Origin of the sequence: Paraperibacillus esterisolvens (genome assembly GCF_046237625.1) — a bacterium.
GTDB lineage: Bacteria > Bacillota > Bacilli > Bacillales > DSM-1321 > Paraperibacillus > Paraperibacillus esterisolvens.
In genome coordinates this window covers 1,899,607-1,919,604 of record NZ_CP143545.1, presented here as the reverse complement: position 1 = coordinate 1,919,604, position 19,998 = coordinate 1,899,607, and the positions used below count along the sequence as shown (strand labels likewise).

19 protein-coding genes and 2 pseudogenes are annotated in these 19,998 nt (G+C 36.6%); 6 read left to right on the top strand and 15 right to left on the bottom strand.

Going from position 1 to position 19,998, the window contains the following annotated elements; all coding sequences use genetic code 11:
- Nucleotides 1-28: 28 nt before the first annotated feature.
- Nucleotides 29-703, bottom strand: coding sequence for a DUF2711 family protein (locus tag V1501_RS09635; protein WP_409292882.1), 675 nt, complete (start codon nt 701-703; stop codon nt 29-31).
- Between the two features lie 420 nt (nt 704-1,123).
- Between V1501_RS09635 and V1501_RS09630 the strand changes: the two genes are divergently transcribed.
- Nucleotides 1,124-1,420, top strand: coding sequence for a TIGR04104 family putative zinc finger protein (locus tag V1501_RS09630; protein WP_409292880.1), 297 nt, complete (start codon nt 1,124-1,126; stop codon nt 1,418-1,420).
- A gap of 753 nt (nt 1,421-2,173) precedes the next feature.
- On the opposite strand, the gene V1501_RS09625 is transcribed toward V1501_RS09630, so the two are convergent.
- From V1501_RS09625 to V1501_RS09610, 4 genes are all read right to left on the bottom strand, one after another.
- Complete coding sequence (locus V1501_RS09625) at nt 2,174-2,494, bottom strand: hypothetical protein (RefSeq protein ID WP_409292879.1); 321 nt, start codon at nt 2,492-2,494, stop codon at nt 2,174-2,176.
- Nucleotides 2,495-2,725: 231 nt separating this feature from the next.
- The gene (locus V1501_RS09620) at nt 2,726-3,283 is read right to left on the bottom strand and encodes an AAA family ATPase (protein WP_409292877.1); all 558 of its coding nucleotides are present in this window, start codon (nt 3,281-3,283) and stop codon (nt 2,726-2,728) included.
- Nucleotides 3,284-3,372: 89 nt separating this feature from the next.
- Nucleotides 3,373-3,711: a hypothetical protein gene (locus V1501_RS09615; RefSeq protein ID WP_409292875.1), complete on the bottom strand. Its 339-nt coding sequence runs from the start codon at nt 3,709-3,711 to the stop codon at nt 3,373-3,375.
- A gap of 267 nt (nt 3,712-3,978) precedes the next feature.
- On the bottom strand, nt 3,979-4,230 hold the full coding sequence (locus V1501_RS09610; RefSeq protein ID WP_409292874.1) for a hypothetical protein: 252 nt from the start codon (nt 4,228-4,230) through the stop codon (nt 3,979-3,981).
- A 133-nt stretch (nt 4,231-4,363) separates the two neighbouring features.
- Between V1501_RS09610 and V1501_RS09605 the strand changes: the two genes are divergently transcribed.
- The gene (locus V1501_RS09605; RefSeq protein ID WP_409292873.1) at nt 4,364-5,506 is read left to right on the top strand and encodes a lipase family protein; all 1,143 of its coding nucleotides are present in this window, start codon (nt 4,364-4,366) and stop codon (nt 5,504-5,506) included.
- A complete protein-coding gene (locus tag V1501_RS09600; RefSeq protein WP_409292872.1) occupies nt 5,503-5,823 on the top strand; it encodes a hypothetical protein in 321 nt (106 codons plus the stop codon). The genes V1501_RS09605 and V1501_RS09600 overlap by 4 nt, the downstream gene beginning before the upstream one ends.
- Nucleotides 5,824-5,839: 16 nt before the next feature.
- Here V1501_RS09600 and V1501_RS09595 read toward each other — a convergent pair whose 3' ends face one another.
- Nucleotides 5,840-6,409, bottom strand: coding sequence for a hypothetical protein (locus V1501_RS09595; protein ID WP_409292870.1), 570 nt, complete (start codon nt 6,407-6,409; stop codon nt 5,840-5,842).
- A gap of 5 nt (nt 6,410-6,414) precedes the next feature.
- Between V1501_RS09595 and V1501_RS09590 the strand changes: the two are divergent.
- Nucleotides 6,415-6,759: pseudogene (locus V1501_RS09590) on the top strand (helix-turn-helix domain-containing protein); the annotation flags it as partial.
- 167 nt (nt 6,760-6,926) lie between these two features.
- On the opposite strand, the gene V1501_RS09585 reads toward V1501_RS09590, so the two are convergent.
- From V1501_RS09585 to V1501_RS09560, 6 genes and pseudogenes are all read right to left on the bottom strand, one after another.
- The gene (locus V1501_RS09585) at nt 6,927-7,451 is read right to left on the bottom strand and encodes a GNAT family N-acetyltransferase (protein ID WP_409292868.1); all 525 of its coding nucleotides are present in this window, start codon (nt 7,449-7,451) and stop codon (nt 6,927-6,929) included.
- A gap of 163 nt (nt 7,452-7,614) precedes the next feature.
- On the bottom strand, nt 7,615-8,607 hold the full coding sequence (locus V1501_RS09580; protein WP_409292867.1) for a VanZ family protein: 993 nt from the start codon (nt 8,605-8,607) through the stop codon (nt 7,615-7,617).
- A 794-nt stretch (nt 8,608-9,401) separates the two neighbouring features.
- Nucleotides 9,402-10,049, bottom strand: coding sequence for a 2OG-Fe(II) oxygenase (locus tag V1501_RS09575; RefSeq protein ID WP_409292865.1), 648 nt, complete (start codon nt 10,047-10,049; stop codon nt 9,402-9,404).
- A gap of 485 nt (nt 10,050-10,534) precedes the next feature.
- Nucleotides 10,535-11,047: pseudogene (locus tag V1501_RS09570) on the bottom strand (UTP--glucose-1-phosphate uridylyltransferase); the annotation flags it as partial.
- Between the two features lie 241 nt (nt 11,048-11,288).
- Complete coding sequence (locus tag V1501_RS09565) at nt 11,289-12,566, bottom strand: VTT domain-containing protein (RefSeq protein ID WP_409292863.1); 1,278 nt, start codon at nt 12,564-12,566, stop codon at nt 11,289-11,291.
- 98 nt (nt 12,567-12,664) lie between these two features.
- On the bottom strand, nt 12,665-15,781 hold the full coding sequence (locus V1501_RS09560) for an efflux RND transporter permease subunit (RefSeq protein WP_409292862.1): 3,117 nt from the start codon (nt 15,779-15,781) through the stop codon (nt 12,665-12,667).
- Between the two features lie 407 nt (nt 15,782-16,188).
- Here V1501_RS09560 and V1501_RS09555 point away from each other — a divergent pair, with 407 nt between their 5' ends.
- On the top strand, nt 16,189-16,356 hold the full coding sequence (locus V1501_RS09555; RefSeq protein ID WP_409293309.1) for a winged helix-turn-helix domain-containing protein: 168 nt from the start codon (nt 16,189-16,191) through the stop codon (nt 16,354-16,356).
- Nucleotides 16,357-16,413: 57 nt separating this feature from the next.
- On the opposite strand, the gene V1501_RS09550 is transcribed toward V1501_RS09555, so the two are convergent.
- Together V1501_RS09550 and V1501_RS09545 are read right to left on the bottom strand one after the other, a co-directional pair.
- Nucleotides 16,414-17,085: a phosphatase PAP2 family protein gene (locus tag V1501_RS09550; RefSeq protein WP_409292861.1), complete on the bottom strand. Its 672-nt coding sequence runs from the start codon at nt 17,083-17,085 to the stop codon at nt 16,414-16,416.
- 32 nt (nt 17,086-17,117) lie between these two features.
- Nucleotides 17,118-17,714 carry a DedA family protein gene (locus tag V1501_RS09545; protein ID WP_409292860.1) on the bottom strand — a complete coding sequence of 199 codons (597 nt, stop codon included), beginning with the start codon at nt 17,712-17,714 and terminating at the stop codon, nt 17,118-17,120.
- A gap of 246 nt (nt 17,715-17,960) precedes the next feature.
- On the opposite strand from V1501_RS09545, the gene pssA reads away from it, so the two are divergent.
- Complete coding sequence (gene pssA, locus V1501_RS09540; RefSeq protein WP_409292859.1) at nt 17,961-18,452, top strand: CDP-diacylglycerol--serine O-phosphatidyltransferase; 492 nt, start codon at nt 17,961-17,963, stop codon at nt 18,450-18,452.
- 386 nt (nt 18,453-18,838) lie between these two features.
- Here the strand turns inward: pssA and V1501_RS09535 are convergent, their stop codons facing one another.
- The gene (locus V1501_RS09535) at nt 18,839-19,972 is read right to left on the bottom strand and encodes an MGDG synthase family glycosyltransferase (protein ID WP_409292857.1); all 1,134 of its coding nucleotides are present in this window, start codon (nt 19,970-19,972) and stop codon (nt 18,839-18,841) included.
- Between the last annotated feature and the right edge of the window lie 26 nt (nt 19,973-19,998).

Genomic DNA, 19,998 nt, shown 5'->3' with positions numbered 1-19,998 from the left:
CTCATTTTGTAGTAATAAATTTTGCTTATTAATCCAAATACCAGTACTCGCTTGTATCGCTGTCACATATGACGGCTTCCCACTTCATCTTCTCGATGATACCACTTATGGTTGGCTCTTTCGAGAAAAATAGAGTGGTGTACTGGTCGTATAGGGTCATAAAGGCAAACTCTGTATTTTTTTCAGTTATAATAAGTTCAGCAGAGCTTAAGTTACTAATCTCTAGTGGATTTATTCCGATTGGGAGCTGCCCTTTTTTACCTTCTAAAGGTTCCGAATAAAAAAAGGTGCTCGATTCTCGGCTGCCAAGAAGACAAAGGATGCTTTTTATATGAAATATGGAATAGGTATCCTCCATTGGCCAATACATATCGGAGTTGTCCAAAGCAAGGTCTAGTTTATTTGATAAGTCACCACGTTTATATTTTCTTCTTAATGCATTATAAGCTAACGCAAGTGCTACTTCTTTAGATGATTGAAGACCACTTATTCTGCATATCTCTTTCCAGGAAACAGGTTTAGCCAGTTTTAATATTTCCTCATCATTCGGATAAATGTGCTGTAAGGGTCTTTCTCTTTTCTTCCGCTCCCAACCTTTAGGCATTTGTACGAATGGATGAAGCAAAAACGCTGCTGACTGAATGTACATAGAAACCTGAGGTAAGATAGGTTCTTCTTCATTAAGTCTTATATAATCCAGCATTGGATTCCTCCCGGCTCCAGTAGCCCACTAGTAATAACTTCAAAACAACTATTCTTGTTGAACTTTCCCGTTTGTTAAATAAGATTTTCGGCAAAAAAGATTTTTAATTCCTTTCTAAAAAAGCTCCGGTATAAAGAAAGCTAGTTGATCCATAAAAGGCAGCGTATGTTGTAAATTACATTGCTAAATTGAATTTTTTCTCTCAAACGGGACCCGTTACGTAGCAGCCCATCCTTATTGAACTAACGCACCCGTTAGCTAGAAGAACTAGTTTATATTTTTAAAAGCTTAAAAATCAATATGATGGGGTACTGAAAGATTAGTAAATATAAGAGTCAATTACGATCTTTGGAAAAGAGCTAATTGAACTGGAACATAATGTTGTAATAAAAATGAAGTTCATTTAAAGGAGGAAACAAGGTGCCAATTTGTCAGAACTGCGGCAATAAATGGTCTTGGTTCTATACCTTAAAACAATTATTAACATTCAGTAAAAGTTTGAAATGCAATCTTTGTGGGACAGTTCAATACGAAAGCAAATCATCAAGATATACTACAATTTCGTTTCTTCTCCCTCTTGTGATTATCTCAATCATTATTTCCATTGTATTTGATTTATCACTGTCTACTGTAGGCTTTCTGTCAGTCGCCTTATTAATCATAGTTATATTTCTATTACCATTCTCCTTAAAATTATCTAATAAGGATGAACATTAATGGTGTCCCCTCCTAAACTGTCACACCCGTTAGCCACCCATGAATCGCAAAAACAGCGATTCACCACAGAGAATGAAAATGTCCCCACACTGTTAGCTGAAGAACTATGTTTTTAGTTTTTAATCTTACTTAACTCTAGTAGTTCATTTTCAGAAAGTTTCTTTGTATAATTATCTAGGTCATCCGATGGAAACCAATCAATGTTAGGACCTCCACCACCATATTTAATCGTATGAGTTATTGAATTAGAAGACATAAATATATTGTGATGAACAAAAGGGTTTACAGTTACACTTTCCCCCTCCCGAAGAAAACGTAAATCAAACTCTCCATTTGAACAAACTTCAGCATAGATAATCCACCCTGACTGAACAACATAGAACTCGGTCACTTCTTTGTGAAAATGGCTATTCTGCCAAGCACCTATTTCTTAACCAACAGTACGACAATATGAACTACCATCGGAACTAACTAACCTATATCGTTTTTCACCATTATTCATCAGTTCAAAATTAGTATTTATACCAGATGAATGTGCTTCTTCCACACTAATTTTTTTGGAATACATATACTCCCCCTCTTTTTCTTTATATTATAACGTTCACCTATACTTAATTATTCCTACATTTTACTCAACCGAAACCCTTCTTCCACTTAACTTGTCCCAATAGTGAAACAAAGAAAAGGCTGCCAAAGCAGCCATACTTTCTTTCACTAATTCACCCGATAGTTGAATAAGATGGATTTACCCCCTTAATCTCCTATAGCCTCAATAACTTTGTTTTGCTCCAATGCTTGTTCACAAAGCTCCATTAACTTTTTACTGAATTTCCTCACTCTGTTTTCATGCCAATCGTCTTTATTATACTTGGTTGTCAACGACACACATATATTTATTAATTCATATATTTCTTGGACAGTAAATAACCTTGTTCCATACGGATCCAATCCTAGTAACAGGTCATATTCATTCCCAGGAGTGCTCAGCCTTTTTGAAAGATAGGAATGTATTTTCTCTTCAAATTTCACTCCACGCTTAGTTGAATCAACAATGATGAAGTCAATCCCTACCAATTGTCTCACCCTCTTATCATAAAGTAGCTAATTTACAATTATAAATGTTATTCCTCTTCAACTAACCTGCCACTTTAGCTTAATAAGTATCTCTTAATTCAAAACCTTGTTTGTTGTTGCTCCAAAATAGCTTACGGTGCTTTTGAGAACTCTAAACGTGCAAAAAGGGCTGCTATTGCAGTCCTTCTTCCTTAACTAACGCACCCTTTAGTTGAACAACATACTATAAGATTAGAAATTAAATCTTTCTGAAATTTTTGTAGCTACTTCTATTGAACTTAAATTAGTGTTATTTATTTTTATGTAATTCTCTTTTTTAATTTCACCTTTGTGGGAGTTTAATCTGTGTTTTTTCATTGTATCCTTTAATTCACTTTCAGACCAATCAATGTTTCTTTTTGTAGGCTTGTGTTCAAGTCTGTGTGGACTTTTATTTCGTTCCAGTCTCTCATCGAAATCAGCTTCTAATTCAACAAAATAGATACTTGCCCCCTTTGATTCAAAAATTTCACACACCTTATCTACAAAGTCCCAATCCTCTTGTTGGTCAAATGCCCATACATAGGTAAATATCAAACCTTCCTGTTCACTCTTAGCTACTGCCTTAAATATTTCCTTCCGAAATAGATTTGACAAGTTCCACATTTCTGGGCTAAATCCGAATAATGGTTCAAGTAATTCAATGGTCATATGGTTATGAAACAGTTTTAATCCAGTTATCTTTTCTAGTTCCTGTCCTACGGTCATTTTACCAACTGCTTGTGGACCAAAGATTAAAACAAATTTCATAGAATACCTCCCTAACATTTTAATTATTTTACTCTAATCCGGTATTTTCTTATTGAACTAACCTGCCCCGTTTGTTCAATAACCCTGCTTCAGTCTTCTGATAACAGTTCATTTAACCACCGTTCATACCATTCAAGGGGTAGCTTAACCCTTGTTAAATCCATTTTTTGTAACTCTTCTAATGAATAGGTATTAACTAAAAATAAATCCCACTGGCATTCAATATCACGGGCTATTAAGAGAGCGTGTTCTGTGATTTTAGAAACTTTCTCGTCTTCAAAGACTATTTTAAAATTATCGCACCACTGAGCAAAATCATAGTCTGAAAAGTCATTCGTACCTTTTCTTACATGATTTAATAACCAAATAAAATTTTCGTAGTTATATGGCAGCCCAATGGAGGTTTTATACAAATTAAAATTGGTCAAACCTAGTCCCCCTTAGAAGTTATTCTAAAGCTATCCTGCCCCTTTAGCTTAATAATAAAATCAACATTCAAGTTTAACAGAGCCTAATAAATTTAAAAAACCAGAAGGGCAGCATTAAAAAGTGATGATTAAAGTACAAAAAGAGCGCCGCTTTTACTAGGTGCTCTTTTTATCTGTATATGTATCTCCCTCATTAAAAAGATAGTATAACGATTTATGGGAAACTGAAAGCCAGTAAAAAAAGACAGGGTTTCCCCTGCTTCAGATTTATTTATTCTCACTTTTTTTTACTGGCAGTATTTTCTCTGTCATTCCCACGCCCGTAACATCATAATTATCACCTGCATTAACAGTCACCGTTAATTCATTTTTCTTGTTCGCTTTATCATAACCTTCGACATCTACAGCCCCCATTGGGGAAAAATCTGCGTGCTCAACTTTAAAATTGATACCGAATTCATCTTTCATATAGTTGATTGCTACTTGTTTAGAAGTATCTAAGACTTGTTGTTCTTCCATCTTTTCCTCCTTATTACATCCAGTCGCAAACATTAAAACTGTTAAAGTTGTCAAGATTATGCGTTTCATATTTTTACCAATCTCCTGGTTTTTTGTATAATACCAGTATAGCGTATGGACTGGAGGAGGTACAATGCCGGCAGGTACGGTCAAAGATAAAGTTTACTGGCAATTAAGCAACCGGGCATATGATGAAAAAGCTAAGCCAGTAGTGGCTGTAAAGATCAATGGAGAATTCCAGTATTGGAACCTTGTAAAGGATAAGGGATTTGTTACATCTGATGAAAATGGGTTTAATGCCCAGGTTTATGAGCGTGAAGGAGAAGTAATCATTGCTTTCAGGGGAACAGAAAAAAACAGCATTCAGGATATCATTACGGATGCCGCTTATATAGCGAATCAAAAGTCAAAAGTGGACTCACCCCTTCCTTTTTTAGAAAAGGTGGATAAGTTTAACGTTCTTGAAAAATTAGCTGAAGCCGCTCCCCTTCCGTTTAGCGATGCAGCGGCCAAGTTGATACCTCATCTAAAAGAAAATCAATTTGAAACTGCTGAAAAACTGGTAAACCAGGTAAAAGAAGCATACCCTAAGGCCAATATATCTTCCACAGGCCATTCTTTAGGAGGTGCAGAAGCTGCTTATGTCTCAGCTAAATTCAAAATTGATGGTGTAGGTTATAATGCACCAACTGTCGCTCACCTGGTTTCAGAAAAAGAAGCGAAGAATGCGAACTTCGTAAACTATGTTCATCCAAAAGACTCTGTTGGAGCGGGGGCCATAGGGCCCTATGAGAAGCTTATCGGCACCACTTATTATATTGGCAGTACTTTTGAGTTAGAGAACGTCAATTCTACTGTACTCGGAAGAGCTCGCAACTCCTTTATGGGACCTAATGTACACCATCTTAAGCACTTTACATTTAATGATATTGGGGAGATAAGCAATCCACTATTGACCAATGCTATAACCGGAGAAGTCGAATATCAGTCACCCCGGCATGGAGGAGAAACAGCTACCATCGATCTAACTCCGCGACACCTGGTAGACCTTTCAAAAAAACTGCTTGAAGCAGCACAAGGTGTGGAGAATGCCACAAACAAACTCAAAATGACAGCCTCGAACCTTGATAACATTAAAATCTATGCAGGCTTACAACATGAAGTATTAAACGAAGATCACAGCTTTTATGCCTGGTTTGATAATCAGACTTACAAAATGGCCAATGATTTGAAAAGTGCTAACGATTTATTTGTAAAGGCGGATAAACTGCCATGATGACCAATGAGAAATTACAGGAATTATATGCGGAACTAAATGACCTTCAAGCCCTGGAATCCGTACAAAGCAGCTATGTGACGGAATTACGTGCCGAACATGCTACTATAAAGAGTGTAATGGAGCTCTCTTATTCTTGGAGATCTGGCAAAGGGTTTGAGGCTTTCAGCGAAGAACTGGAGGAATATTTCCAAGATTTCTCCATGAAAATAAACTGGCTGCAGGCCATAATCCGTGACATTCAAGCGGCAATAGAAGATATGGAAGTCCGTATTCAGCAGGCAGTTGTAGAATTAATGAATCATGTAAACACATAAAAACCACCTGGCGCGTTTACCGAGTGGTTTTTTTAAGCTGTTTTATTATTTCCCATGATGATGTGGTTATAACATAAATGCTTTCATGCTGATGTGCATCATTTAAAGGAATGATTTCCATCTTTACTATGCCATGCGTATTGTCCTTATATGTTATTGTGACTGATAGCTCATTCTTTGTACCTGAACTTAGAGCCCCTTTTTCAATTTTGTAGTTTACATCATTTATTTGGCCATCCCGTGTTATCTTTCTCATTATTGCTTTGGCTACCTTGGTTTTATCCTCAAGCTTGCTTTTAAACATATCCTTTGACACTGTTTCTGGATGAAAGCTTGATAGAAAGATATCCATATCGTTCGCAACCAGGCCGGCAATAACATACTTCAGTACATCTAGTTTGGGATCTGCATTTTCATCATGATGGGATGGAGGGTTTATGAATCCTAGATCGGAATTCTCTTTATCACTTCCCATCCATTCTGAGGTTTTGTTTGCATATTCTTTAGTATCATTTACCTCTTTTAGAACTTCATTTTTAGTAGCTTCTAAAGGAAGCTCTTTTTTCCCAATTTCCGGTCCTATCATGATATGCGGTACAAGGAAGTTCTACCTATCGAATTAGAGATGTTATTGAGCACATCATAAACCACTATGATGACTCCTTTCGCTCAGAAGAACTTGCGAATCTAGCCAATATGAGTGTCCCTTCCTTTTATAGACACTTTAAAGAGGTTACCGGCATGAGTCCTATTCAGTTTCAAAAGCAACTTAGACTACAGGAAGCCCGCCGCTTGCTATTGTCAGAGTCAACAGATGCTGCTGATGTTTCATTTCGTGTGGGATATGAAAGTCCGTCCCAATTCAGCCGTGAATATTCACGAATGTTTGGATTTCCACCTATAGAGGATATAAAACGCTTCAGGGTAAAAGCATGAGTTTAGGTATAAAAAGTGCATTAAACCATACCTATGGATTAATGCACTTTTCCATTATGCAAATTTCTATGTATAGACCTTTTCCAATGCCTTTAGTCAAACAGTAAAAAAGCTGCAGAAGCAGCCATACGTTCTTAAACTAACGCACCCTTTAGTTGAAGAAGAAATTAAAATATATTCTTAATATCTTCCCAACCATACACAATTTCGGAAAGTTTCTTCCCTGCAATTTGAACTTCAACGGTATCTATTTTCTTGCCACCAAGTGCTTCATAAAACAAACGAGAAATATTATCCTTTAAAACAAGAACAAGCATTGAGTTTAATCCCATTCCTTTAATTTCATCTATGATTGGTTTAACAAGTGCCTTTCCAATACCTTGTCCCTGATACTCTTTTAAAATATAAATTGCATATAATTGCCCATTAAAGCCATTATATTTACCACTTCGTTCTTTACCACCAGAAGAAAAACCAACTATTTCACCTTCATCATTTTCTGCTACATATACACCGCTATTAGGAATGTTATTTATCCATATTCCTTCCCGACTTTCATATGTTAAATTATTTAAGTATTCGTCTGGAACAATATTGACATATGTGGTTTTCCAACATTCGACGTGTACTTTAGCTATTCCTTTTGTATCGGTTAAATCTGCTTTCCTGATTTTAATAAACCCATTATCCATTTGTTTATCTCCTGCATCTTCCATATTATACTATTTAATGCAACCACTCTTTTTAAACTAACGCACCCGTTAGTTTAAGTGAAAATAATCACAATACCAACAACGAAAATAAGATACCCCTCTTATATGCAGCTTATTTTTCGTTTCTTTGTTAAGGTTTTTATTAGAATAATGCTCTTATTTTTTCTCTTATATTGTTTATAACCTTTTGTCCTGTGTTTACCTCTGTAAGAGTAATATCCCACATCACAGCATTTGTAATTGGATTTGGGTCTTTGTTAATTATTTTTATGGTAAGGTCAGTTACGTCATCTAAAGGGATTTGAAAATCCTCCTTGCCTGTGACCGATAACCCTAACGAATAAATGACTGTTCCGCCACTGATGAATTCTATGTCACTACCTTCTATTCCTGCAGCGTTAATTACATCGTCTGGTATGGCGACATAGCCTGTTATGTTTTTATATTTGCCATCTAAGTGATACGTGAATTCATTGTTTTTCGCATTATTTCTACTATACAGATTTATTTGAGGCGTAATCTCTTTTTCGTCTACTATAAAGCTGGACAAGCTTTCATCCCACTGTACAGACCCATCTTTTAAGATCAGTTCATTCATAGCTGTGGTTTCCCCTCCCCCTTTTTCTAGATAATTATTGATACCGCCAATAATGATAATAGTACAGAGGGCAAGTACAATAGCCATTATGAATATTTTGCAAATCCCTTTTGGTTTATTTCGGTCACCGGTGAATATTCGCTGTGCCGCAAATCCTACCAAAGCACCTAATGAATTTATTATGATATCATCTATATCAAAAGCACCCAAACCAGAAAACATTTGTAGGATTTCAAGTATTGTTATACACAAAATAAAAAAGGTTATAAAGCGTCTAAAACTACATCGAAACAGGAGTGGAATGATAATCCCAAAAGGTATGAACGCTACAAAATTCCCGAACTGAAAAAACCAGTTTTGAAAGTCTCTTCCCATTGGATAATGCAATTGAATCGCTCCAGGTATTGCGTTAAATCGTAAGCTAGAGTCTTGCCCTAGGGAACCTCTATTGAAACCAAGATACAAGAAATAGAGGATTAAAGCTGTATATAATATTAACAACACAATCGTTATTTTCCGTAACTTTCCTTGATACATAACTACAATCCTTTCTTTTCCGCAGCCTCTGGAGAACTTTAAACTTTAGAGGAACTGCATCCCCCTACGCCACAATGACGACAAGAAACTGAAAATCCATAATAATAACCCTCACGCACCCGCACATTTTCTAAGTATACCTCTCTAACGATCCAAACTATTAATCTTCTTCACGCTAGTAAAAAGACCTTCTTATTAAACTAACTTTCCCTTTAGTAAAACACAAAAAGGCAGCCGCAGCAGCCTGGTCGTCTTCTTTAACTACCGCACCTGTTAGTTAAAGAACATTAAAGATTAATCCCCTAAAATCTTAACAGTAATAATGAGGAACAATAAAATAATATTTAACCAGACAAAAGATATAATCATAACCTCAGCCCAAAACTTTCTACGCGAACCAAAATAAAGGATTACACAAAAAAATAAAAGGCTAATAACTATGCCAACTCCAGTAACTTTTTCAAATCCCAAGTCAAAAATGTCAATGAATGTATTTATTAAAACAGAGATAACAAATAAAAAATTGTAAATCTTAAACTTTCTTTCTTTTCTCTCGAACTCATCTGTAAATTTATACATTTTTCTTACCACAACTTTTCTTTCTTTTCCTTAAGTTTAACAAATATGGTTCTTCAACTAAACTGCTCTTTTTTATCTTTTATTGGAATCTGGACCCGGCATATTAATTATAAAGGCTGCCCGAGCAGCCTTCTTTTTTAACTAAATCACCTTTTAGTTGAAGAAATAATCTACAGCGATCAATAATTGTGATAAATTTAAAAGAACTTTTGTGTTTATCTTACTTGTTGTCTCCTCATCCACTGTGTTGCAACCCATTTTTCCCCTGTAATTACTGGTGCTCCGCCGTGTAATGTTTTCTCATTTAATTCTGTATCGTTATAGAAGTATTCGAAATAAACCGCCATACCTTTTTGAGGGAATACTGAAAAATTTAGTTTAGGAAAAAAAGTTTCTCCTCCTTGCTCCACATCATTTAAATAGATTACGATTGTGCTAATTCTATTATTAATATTTGCTCCACTTATTGGCGAAAAAAAATCAAAATGAGCTTTATATTCTTGACCAGGAGTATATTTGAGGATTTGAATACCGTCGCCATGTTCAATGGGTATGTTCATAATAGAAGATATTCTTTTTTCTATTTTGTTAATCGTGTTGTTTTCATTTTCTTGAAAAAACATTCCACTGCTTGTTCTAATCGTATTGACATCGCGTGTTGTTCCAATTTTTGAGCGTTGCAGTTTGTCTTTTGACAACATAATTAGCTCATCGCATTCTTCGTCGCTCAAAACATTTCCTAAAATTACTATTAGCGGTTCTTCTAACCTAGTAATTATATTAATCTCTCTATCTTCTGTTTTGATTTTATTTCCCATGTGATGAAAAATAGTTTGTTCCTTAATTTTAGTATCCGGTGTCATTCATATCAGCTCCTTTGGTTTTCACTGAGAATTTTAATATAAGTATTCATATATGTAAGTATTCGTTAAAAATACTAATACTCCTTTGTACTTTAACTAGTTAGTAAGCAAAAAGCCGCCCAGTTCGACATCCGTGGATCTTAAACTAACGCACTCGATAGTTTAAGTACATTTATTCACAAATTTTTATTTGCCGTTAATAACTAGCATATATGTTTTTTAATGAATTCCCCAGTCTTCGTCATAAGCAGATTTCCAGAAATGGAACAGATTTCATTATTTTGCTGTTTTCGTAAATATTGGTGCTATACCATGAAGGCTAAAACAAAGAAAACTCGCATTAGAAAAATGCGAGTTTTAGTTATTTAAGGATTTGCTTATTCAACTAAAGCACCCGTTAGCCTGACGCGGGCCACGGTGTACCACCGACTGTCGCACCCTTGATGGGTAGCACTCATGGGAGATTCATGCTAATTCTGGTTGCTAACTATGCCGTACTGAGATGTGTCTCTATATGGAACTTGTTGTACACCCACTACAGATGTTTTTTCATATACATTCATAAGTTGCTTTATACACGGCACCTCTGCCTTCACTACATCATCACCAAGTAAAACGGCAAATGGTTCATCTTCAATAAATTTTCTGGCACACCAAATTGCATGACCTAACCCTTTTGGTTCCTTTTGTTGAATATAATGGATATTTACCATTTCTGAAACATTTCGAACAAGTTTAAGCAGGTCCAACTTTCCTTTTCTACTAAGCTCCTGCTCTAATTCAAGGGAATGGTCAAAATGCTCTTCAATGGCCCTTTTTCCTTTGCCTGTAACTATAATAATATCTTTAATTTCTGACTGAATTGCTTCCTCTATCATGTACTGTATGGTAGGTTTGTCTACAATGGGAAGCATTTCTTTTGGCATAGCTTTTGTAGCCGGCAGAAAACGAGTACCTAGTCCGGCAGCAGGAATGATAGCCTTTTTCACTTGTTTCATGGCTTGGCCACTCATTTATAAAAAAACATGAATAATGAAATTTCACAGCAAAGATAAAGTCTGATTAAATTGTTATAACTTGTTTAGGTAATTTATCTCTCTTTGGTGAGTGCCTGCTCAAGAAATACCTTACATCCAGCAAACTGCGAACTATTACTTTTTACACCCATAAGTGAGTGTACTTGTACAAAACCAAGCTAACTTCTTTGAATTTTACCCCTCGCATTATCTGTTTGATGCATCAACTTTGCTTTATAATAGTCAAGAAACGGAACAACTCCAATGAGAGAATAGTTCCAGTCACCCAAACAGAGCTAAATATATAACCGGCTAGAACATCACCTGGTCTAAGGTGATGAAGATAAACACTACTTATCAAAAATGCCAATTCAACAAGCAGGAATAACAGAAATAAACAAACATTAACGACGTGTTTTGGACTATGCCGAATCATCGCTATGAATAATAACCCATAAACTGTCATTACAATCATTGACCTGTCACTTGGGAAACTTGGACTCATGTCATGTACTGCCAACACATGGAATATCCAGTGAACCCCCAAATTTAATACATACGTTCCTACCCATGCCACCACAAAGAAAAGCAGTTCAAGTCGTCTATGTTTAGGATTAAGCATTATAACGAGTAGAGTAAGGGCTATTATAATCCCCAGTGTAATCCAGGAACCTAATCCATAGAAGATTTTCATAATCCCTGACCAATTATGATTAAAAAGAGAGAATACAATGGTTTTAAACACATCATTAAACGGTGCTACTTCGTTGCTGATCAAATCCTGGATAAATCCGACCATTAATGTAAAGGCCGCCACAAAAACTAGAAGAATGGTTAAAATAAGAAACTTGATTTTAAGGTAGCTCTTAAATCGATAAAAGACAGATTCAAATAGTAGAGTTAACGATTCTTTAATAAACGTTTTATTTCTTCTTACGACAATGTATATAAGACCGAACAGTCCAAAGAGAACACTGGCTAATATTAGCCACTTTTTAATTTCACCTTCAAATTGATCCCAATTGGGCCCCATTATCTTGCCAATCCAAATGAATGTCCCCACCCATAGGAACACTCCAATATAAGCGAAAAACGCAAAGGAACGAAATGGCAGCTTAATAACACCGGATATTAAACTTGCGATATGCCTGACGCCTGGAATAAAAAAAGATACTAACAATAGCACCTTTCCATACTTGGTATACCACCCTGACATGTTTTCCATTTTTTCAGGTCCCATGTGTATATACCGTCCATATTTACGGAAAAACGGTGCCCCTAGCTTGTATCCAAGCCAATATGAAATGGTTACCCCGATGATCCCACCCATTCCGGCAGAAACAATAGAAATAATTAGACTCATCTTCCCCTGATAGCAGAGGACACCGACATAACTCATTAATGCTTCATTAGGAATAGGCAAAATGATCAATTCCAGCATCAACGATAAGAAAAGAACGATATACCCATATTGGTCTAACAAATGTATGATATCAGGCATTTTTACACCTCCAGTAAAAAAATAGTGCACCGAATTCGGTGCACTATTTAATTGTTATTTAGTTTTCCTAAAAAGCAAGCCGCTTAAACGGCATTTTCTTACTGTTGAATTTCTCTAGCTGTGTTATTGGCCTTAACAGCCTGTTTTTTATGAAGCCATTGGTAAATGATTGGGATTAATAGGAAGCTGTTTATCGTTGAAGTAATCATACCTCCAATGACCACAATTCCCAATGTTTGAGAAATAACAGTATCGCTGTTATGGGAAAACGCTAGCGGTAATAAGGTTAATATGGTGGTAGCAGCCGTAATTAAGATCGGACGCACCCTGGATAGACTTCCGGAAGTAACTGCTTCTTGTAAGTCCATTCCGTCTTTACGATTTCTCTCGATTTTATCAATTAACACGATACCGTTTGTCACAACTATACCGGTCAACATAAGAACCCCAATTAGGGCTGCCAGATTCCATTCCCCTCCGAAAATTACAAGAGCTACCACAACTCCACTAAGTGCCAATGGAATGCTAAGCAGTACAGAAAGCGGTGCTCTCCACCCTTTGAATAGTGTAGAAGTTATTAATAGAACAAGCAGGACGGAAAAGGCTACCGCTACAGACATATCAAAAATCATGTCCTTAACCTGTTGAGAAATACCACCCATAGAGTAGGTCACTCCGTTTGGAAGCTCCTGTTTCTTCAATACATCATCTACCCTGCTTGATACTTTACTAATATCATTGGAAGTGATTTGTGCCGTAACCACGGAATATGGCTGACCGTTTCTTTCATTAACAGTTGAAGGAGAAGCATCTTTTGTAATGGAAGCAACCTCGCTTAACTTAACAGCTTGATTTCCTTTACCTTGGAATGTTTCATTTCCAAGCGATTTCATTACGTCACCTGGTTTTGCATTGACTTGAATTGGTGTGTTTTCACCAGTTCCGGTCTGGTCTACATATACATCGACCGGAAGGCTTGCATGGTCTACGATCACAGCAGCATCTTTTGTTTGTGAAAGATATCTATTGATTACTTTAGTTACATCAGATATTTGAACACCTTTATTCTGAGTGGCTTGCTGATTAAATGAAACTTTGTATTTTGGCAGACCATTCGTTAAATCAACTTTCCCATCTACACTTAATCCATCAATTTTAGCAAGATCTTTTCGCGCTTTTTCAGCCATTTTATCTAGAGCAGCTTGATCTGAACCCACAAACATTATTTTCATTAGTGAGTCATCGCCTGCAATATTTTGGCTCGTTACTGTGTAAGCTACGTCTTTTGACAGTTTGGGAAGGTCTGAACCTAATTGATTAATAACGGTGTCCGCCTCTTTTTCATTCTTTAACTCAACAGCAAGATTTGCAACATTTGGTTTCTGTAAAAACCCTCCGCCCTGATCAAACACATCATCACTTTGAGGTGTATTGGTAGAACCGAATGTGGAAGCATAAGATTTAACCTTCGAATAATCTTTTAAGCTGTTTTCAACTTTTTGAACTTCAGCATCGACTTGCTGCAATGTACTGCCTTGAGGTAATTCCAGCTTAATGGCAACCTGTCCTGTTTTAGCACTTGGCAGCAAGGATACTGGCAGGAATGCAGAATACGCGGCAGATACAACAAAGACTAATACAGAAATCAATACAACCAGTTTTCGATGTTTTAAACTTTTTAGAAGTATTGGCTTCATTGATTGATCAAGCGAAACTGCTTTTTTAGCAGCTGGAGCACCTTTCCATCCCATAAAGGCAAGCGTCGGAATAACGAGCATCGCTACAAAGAATGAAATGATTAGGGCTATTACAACTGACCAGGCAAATCCGCTGTATGATGCACTTACATACCCGCCTACAAAGGCAATTGGAATATAAACGGCGACCGTTGTAAGTGTTGAAGCCAAAATAGCCGGTATCATCTCTTGAACTGCTTCACCCAAGAGAGGAAGCAACGCTTTATTCTTGGATTCTTCTCTTCTTCGATACATATTATCGAGAATAACAATGGAATCATCCACGATACGTCCCATAGCTACAATAAGTCCAGAAACGGTTAATATATTTAGTGTAATCCCCATGGTCTTAAGAATACCAGCTGTTGCCAATAAGGAAATTGGCAGTGATAATGCAATTAATAACGTTGAACGAACATTTCGGAAGAAGAAGAACACACAGACCATAGAAAACAAACATCCAAGAAGTCCTTCACGAATTAATCCGTTCAAGGAATTATTTAATTCTTTTTCACGGTCAAGCTGTGGCGTTAAGTGTACGGATCCATCTTTGACAAGCTCCAGTCCATGAACCCTGTCTTTTACACTCTCTGCTACATCAGTGATGTTGGCACTCGGAGTTTTGATGACATTTAATTGAACACTTGCTTTACCATCTGATCTTGCAACTGTACGCACATCATTGAGAGAATGAGAAATGGTTGCAACGGCTGACAGAGGAACGGCATTTCCTTCAGCATTTTTAATTTTCGTACCTTTTACTTGTTGCACATCAAACTTCCATCCTTCAAAATTTACCGGGATAGAGAGCTGATTGTGCAGGATATTTCCCTTAGGTAAAGCTGGAATAGCTCCTGTAAAAGCCTTATTAATATCATCCAGCGTTAATTTGTTTTTCGCTAGATCCTTCATTCTTACCGTTAAAACATATCCGTCTTTAGCTCCGCCAAATGTGGATACATCTGACACACCAGGTACGGTCTTAAGCTGCTTGACGATGTCCTGTTGAGCAGTAGACCGTAACGTGTTTTGATCTAATTTATCACTCGTTAAATTGTACGTTAAAATTGGAAAAGAACTAGTTGTAATCCGAGTAACAACAGGCTGTGAAGTAATAGTCGGTGGTATATCTGCGTTAGATAATGCTTTGTTTACATCGACCTCCGCCTGCTTCATATCCGTGTTCATAGGAAAATATAAGCTCATCATCAAACCGCCGTCATAAGAGCTAGTCTCGATGTCTTGTAATCCATCGGTTGTCCGAACTGCACTTTCTAGTTTATCTGTGATGTTTTGTTTCACTTGTTCTGCCTGGTACATTGGCAATCTCATACTTACGCTAAGGGTTGTATTATTGATACCTGGCAGATAATCTCGCTGCATCTGGTATGCGGCAATACCGCCCCAAGATAAAATAATGATTACACAAACGATCATTAAAATAGCTCTCTGCATGGTTCCTTCCAGTAATTTTTTCATTTTGTTCCTCCATTTTTATGTTATTAAGTCTGCAGTCTCATGGTCTGTTACTCCCTAACTTTAATGGATGAAAATAAATCCCTCCTGAATCTTACATTAAAAATTCATTAAAATTAGCAATTAAATGGAAACGTAAAGATAATAAGATTATTATGTCAACTAAAAAATATTCGGGTCAGGCAAGGATGCATGACGTATGAAAGATAAAATACTTATCAATTTATGTTGGTACTTAAAATGTGTACCCTTTACACACATACGGGGTGGGTCCCCCACCCAAGAAAACGCAGCTCTCCTTCTAAACAACTTACACAGTTTTTGTCTAGTGACACAAATTTGATTTAGAATACACCTATCACCCGGAATAAACAGCCCAATAAACCTTCTCGAACAATCCGAATAGAGAGCTGTTCAAATCCTTCTCACGGTCAAGGCACAATATAATACTCCAGGTTTGGGGGGATGAGTTCGAGGGAGAAACAAACATTCTTAATGTTTGTATTTGCAGCTTAAGAAAAAAGATGGATGAAGGCTTTTCTTGCCATTTAATCAACACTGTCAGAGGCGCTGGTTAGTTTAAAGGAGGCACCTTCTGAAAAATTACAATTAATTAAGAGATAGTCCTCCATAAACTATCCCTCACTTTTTTTGTTCAATTGATTACGCTTATATTGTTGTTCTTTATATCCTTGATAAAAACCAATGGCCAAAGTAAGCCAGAAGGTACTGATAAAATATCCAGCCAGGACATCGCTTGGATAGTGGACACCGAGATAAATGCGGCTAATTCCAATTGCAAGTATCATCAAGATACTAACAATAATTAAGATAGTCCGTCCCATTCTGGATGAAATGTGTCTCCATAATAAGAAAGTTAATATTCCGTATAAAGCAAAGGCCATCGTGGCGTGACCGCTTGGAAAACTGTAATTTGTCGCTTCTGCCAAACGGTGCAGATCAGGTCGTGCTCTATGAAACAAGAGTTTTAACGTTATGAAAAGAACATTCGCACCTGCCATCACCACGGTAAACAGAATCAGTTCAGAACGGTGGTTAAAAACTTTATAAAGGATAATCAGGCTTACAAGAAATATCACGGCCACTGATGTCGTTCCGCCAATGAATGTAAACCCCTTCATGATTGTGGTTATCAACGGTGCTTCCCAACCCTGTACAAAAGAAATAATGGTGCCGTCGAATGCGAGAATGGTTTGCATGCCAACGAAGACAGCCATAACACAAAATCCTGATAGAGCTAACAAACTAATAAGAAACGCAACTGCTAGTTGATTCTTTAAATTCATAATGTACCTCATCTCTGAATTTTCTTAGATGTTTAATATTCCTTCTTGGTCTTTTGTTTCCAAAAGTTAACAATACAGGCAAAAACCAATAAAGAAATTAATATTACATAAAAACTGGATTTTGAAACATAAAATTCAACCAAATTCCACTTCTTTCCCAGTTTTATACCTAATGTTATGAAAGTAATCACCCATATCAACGCTCCGCTGTACGCATACACAACAAATTTACGAAAGGGATACTGATTCAAGGCTGAAACGAATGCAGCCAGGTGGCGTACACCAGGAATAAAGTATCCAATTAATAGAAGAGTAGGTCCAACTTGTTGGAACAGTCTCTGAGTTCTATTGACTTTTTCTTCACTAATATGAAATTTCGACCCGTGCTTTTTTATTAAAGGTAAACCAAATTTAAAGCCAATGTAGTAACTGAGAGATATGCCTCCCGCTGCCCCAATAAAAGCACTCAATACTGAAGGGAATAAAGATAATCTATCCTGAAACACATTGTAACCTACATACGTTAAAAGGACTTCATCGGGTATAGGAAGTCCTATAATTCCTCCGACTAAAACTAAAATGATTCCGAGGTATCCGAAATGTTCAATTGCAGAATTCAAGTGCTCCAAATACTTAATACCTCCTTAGCATTCATCCCTTTAAAAAGAAAGATCATATTTATTCTTTCCATATAAATCCCGCAGAAGACTTTGTCACTAAAATGAAACTAATAACCACTCCAATTTCTTTTGTTCCCATAAAAGTACATTAAGATTCAATTAATACATTCATTTGAATGGAATCTACTGCTATTACATTATGTTGTGTGGGTATGATAAATAAAGCATGAAATTCTTGATTACGAGGTGAGTAGCTTGTTCAATAAAATCACAAGGGCTGTACCTAATTTATTTACGATGGGGAATTTATTATGCGGCGTCCTTTCAATTACATCTACTATGAGTCGCCTTATAGAAGCTGCCTCTGTTTTAATATTTATTTCAGCATTTTTCGATCTATTAGATGGGAGGGTTGCGAGAAGATTAAAGGTGAATAGTGAATTTGGTGTGCAACTGGATTCCCTGGCTGATATTGTAAGTTTCGGTGTCGCACCTGCACTAATATTCCATTCAATAGCATCACCCTCCATTTTAACTTCATTGGCATTTATCCTTTTCCCCATTTTGGGAGCCTTTAGGCTGGCCAGGTTCAATGTTAAACCAACCATTGGGTACTTCAGCGGATTACCTATTCCAGCTGCCGGATTACCTTTGGCGGGTATGGGATTCTTTTTATATAGCAATCCGTGGATTACCTTAATACTCGCTTTTTTAATGGTAAGCCCAATTAGGGTAAAAAAACTTTGATTTGCAGGATACGCAGCCCTTTTATTTTAAAAATAAGCACCCATTAGTGGAAGAAGGTGCATTACCCATCTTAACTAATTTTGAGCCACTTTGTTATTATTTCTCTTAGTTTTTCTTCTTTACGTTTAAAAGCAATCGGTTCTCCCTCCCTAGAGTTAAAACTGCTGCCGGCAGTTTGTCAGTAAAGAGTGCTGGTAATCCAATTGGGATATTGTTGGTATACAAGAAATCCGCTGTAGCTCATAATAATTTCTCCTGGAAATGGAACAGCTGTCATTTCGAGTGATCGTGCAACAAAAAGAACAATATACCCAAATTGGTCTATATATTCTGTTATATTTCCCACGTACCTTCCTCCTTTCAATGTTTATAAAAAGTAAATTAGTTTAAGCTTGACGACCTACCGTTTGATTATGATTTATCATCCAATATAGCAATTCTGTTAGTCTTTTTGGATTTTGTACTTCGATCTCATTTAAATAGGAGTTTAATGAACGATTCCAATGATGGATACGTTGTTGATTGTTGAGTACACCGATGATTTGCTGGTCAATGGACTTTTTATGATCAAGCTCGAAAATAAGACCATTGTTTTTCAAATACTGAAGATTTATTTCCTCCTGTCCCGGAAGCACGGAATGGACGAAAATAGGAAGTCTTTTGTGTATAGCTTCACTAATGGTGACACCTCCGGGTTTTGTAAAGATCGCGTCTACCTCATCGTAGAGAGAATTCATTTCCGACCTTGAGCTTATATATGGGAGTGGTTTGATATGACTAGCATCCCACGAAAGGATTTGGTCATAAAGCTTTTGGTTCTTGCCACATAGTATTAGAAAATCAAAATGAGAAGAATTTTTTAGCCCCTCAGATAATTTCTGAATCCCACCCAACCCACTGTTTCCTCCTGATACCAAAATTTTTGGTCTTATCGGACTCGGTGATTCCAAGTTTTTGCTTATTTCTTCGTGTATAGGTATACCGGTTACAATCATCTTGCTTTTAGGAATTTTCTTATTTCTCGCTAAAGCTTGTTTGACTTCTAGACTGGGAAGTAAATGTAAATCAATCCCTTCGACTCCCCATACATTATTTACAAAAAAATCTGTATATACGTTTATGACAGGTACATCGCATTTCCCTTTTCTCTTTAGTTGACTTAAAAGGTGCGAAGGAAACCCATGGGTACACACGATCAAATCGGGTTTTTCTTCCGATAATAAGTGCTGCATTTTTTTCAAAAAAATATGTTCATACCATTTAAATGTATGGTCGCTTGCAGCAGGGTCATAGAAAAAACTTTTATAGGCATAATTATAGGTTTCAGGAGCAAAGCGAATCCATTTTAGATAACTCCCGGTAATCACTTTTTCTAAAGATTGATTCGTATAACTTAACAAGTCTATTTTTTTAAGGACTAAACCTTGAGTTCGTTGTTTTAACATGTCCATTAATGCGTCTGCAACTTGATGATGCCCTGACGGCATACGTAAGAGAGGTAAGAACAGAATCTTATACATCTCTTTCAACTCCTTTTTCACTAGAA

Excerpts from the sequence above, each read along its gene's own strand:
- V1501_RS09635 (WP_409292882.1), bottom strand. The coding sequence starts at position 703 with ATGCTGGATTATATAAGACTTAATGAAGAAGAACCTATCTTACCTCAG.
- V1501_RS09620 (WP_409292877.1), bottom strand. The coding sequence starts at position 3,283 with ATGAAATTTGTTTTAATCTTTGGTCCACAAGCAGTTGGTAAAATGACC.
- V1501_RS09610 (WP_409292874.1), bottom strand. The coding sequence starts at position 4,230 with ATGGAAGAACAACAAGTCTTAGATACTTCTAAACAAGTAGCAATCAAC.
- V1501_RS09605 (WP_409292873.1), top strand. The coding sequence starts at position 4,364 with ATGCCGGCAGGTACGGTCAAAGATAAAGTTTACTGGCAATTAAGCAAC.
- V1501_RS09600 (WP_409292872.1), top strand. The coding sequence starts at position 5,503 with ATGATGACCAATGAGAAATTACAGGAATTATATGCGGAACTAAATGAC.
- V1501_RS09595 (WP_409292870.1), bottom strand. The coding sequence starts at position 6,409 with ATGATAGGACCGGAAATTGGGAAAAAAGAGCTTCCTTTAGAAGCTACT.
- V1501_RS09585 (WP_409292868.1), bottom strand. The coding sequence starts at position 7,451 with ATGGATAATGGGTTTATTAAAATCAGGAAAGCAGATTTAACCGATACA.
- V1501_RS09580 (WP_409292867.1), bottom strand. The coding sequence starts at position 8,607 with ATGTATCAAGGAAAGTTACGGAAAATAACGATTGTGTTGTTAATATTA.
- V1501_RS09575 (WP_409292865.1), bottom strand. The coding sequence starts at position 10,049 with ATGACACCGGATACTAAAATTAAGGAACAAACTATTTTTCATCACATG.
- V1501_RS09565 (WP_409292863.1), bottom strand. The coding sequence starts at position 12,566 with ATGCCTGATATCATACATTTGTTAGACCAATATGGGTATATCGTTCTT.
- V1501_RS09560 (WP_409292862.1), bottom strand. The coding sequence starts at position 15,781 with ATGAAAAAATTACTGGAAGGAACCATGCAGAGAGCTATTTTAATGATC.
- V1501_RS09550 (WP_409292861.1), bottom strand. The coding sequence starts at position 17,085 with ATGAATTTAAAGAATCAACTAGCAGTTGCGTTTCTTATTAGTTTGTTA.
- V1501_RS09535 (WP_409292857.1), bottom strand. The coding sequence starts at position 19,972 with ATGTATAAGATTCTGTTCTTACCTCTCTTACGTATGCCGTCAGGGCAT.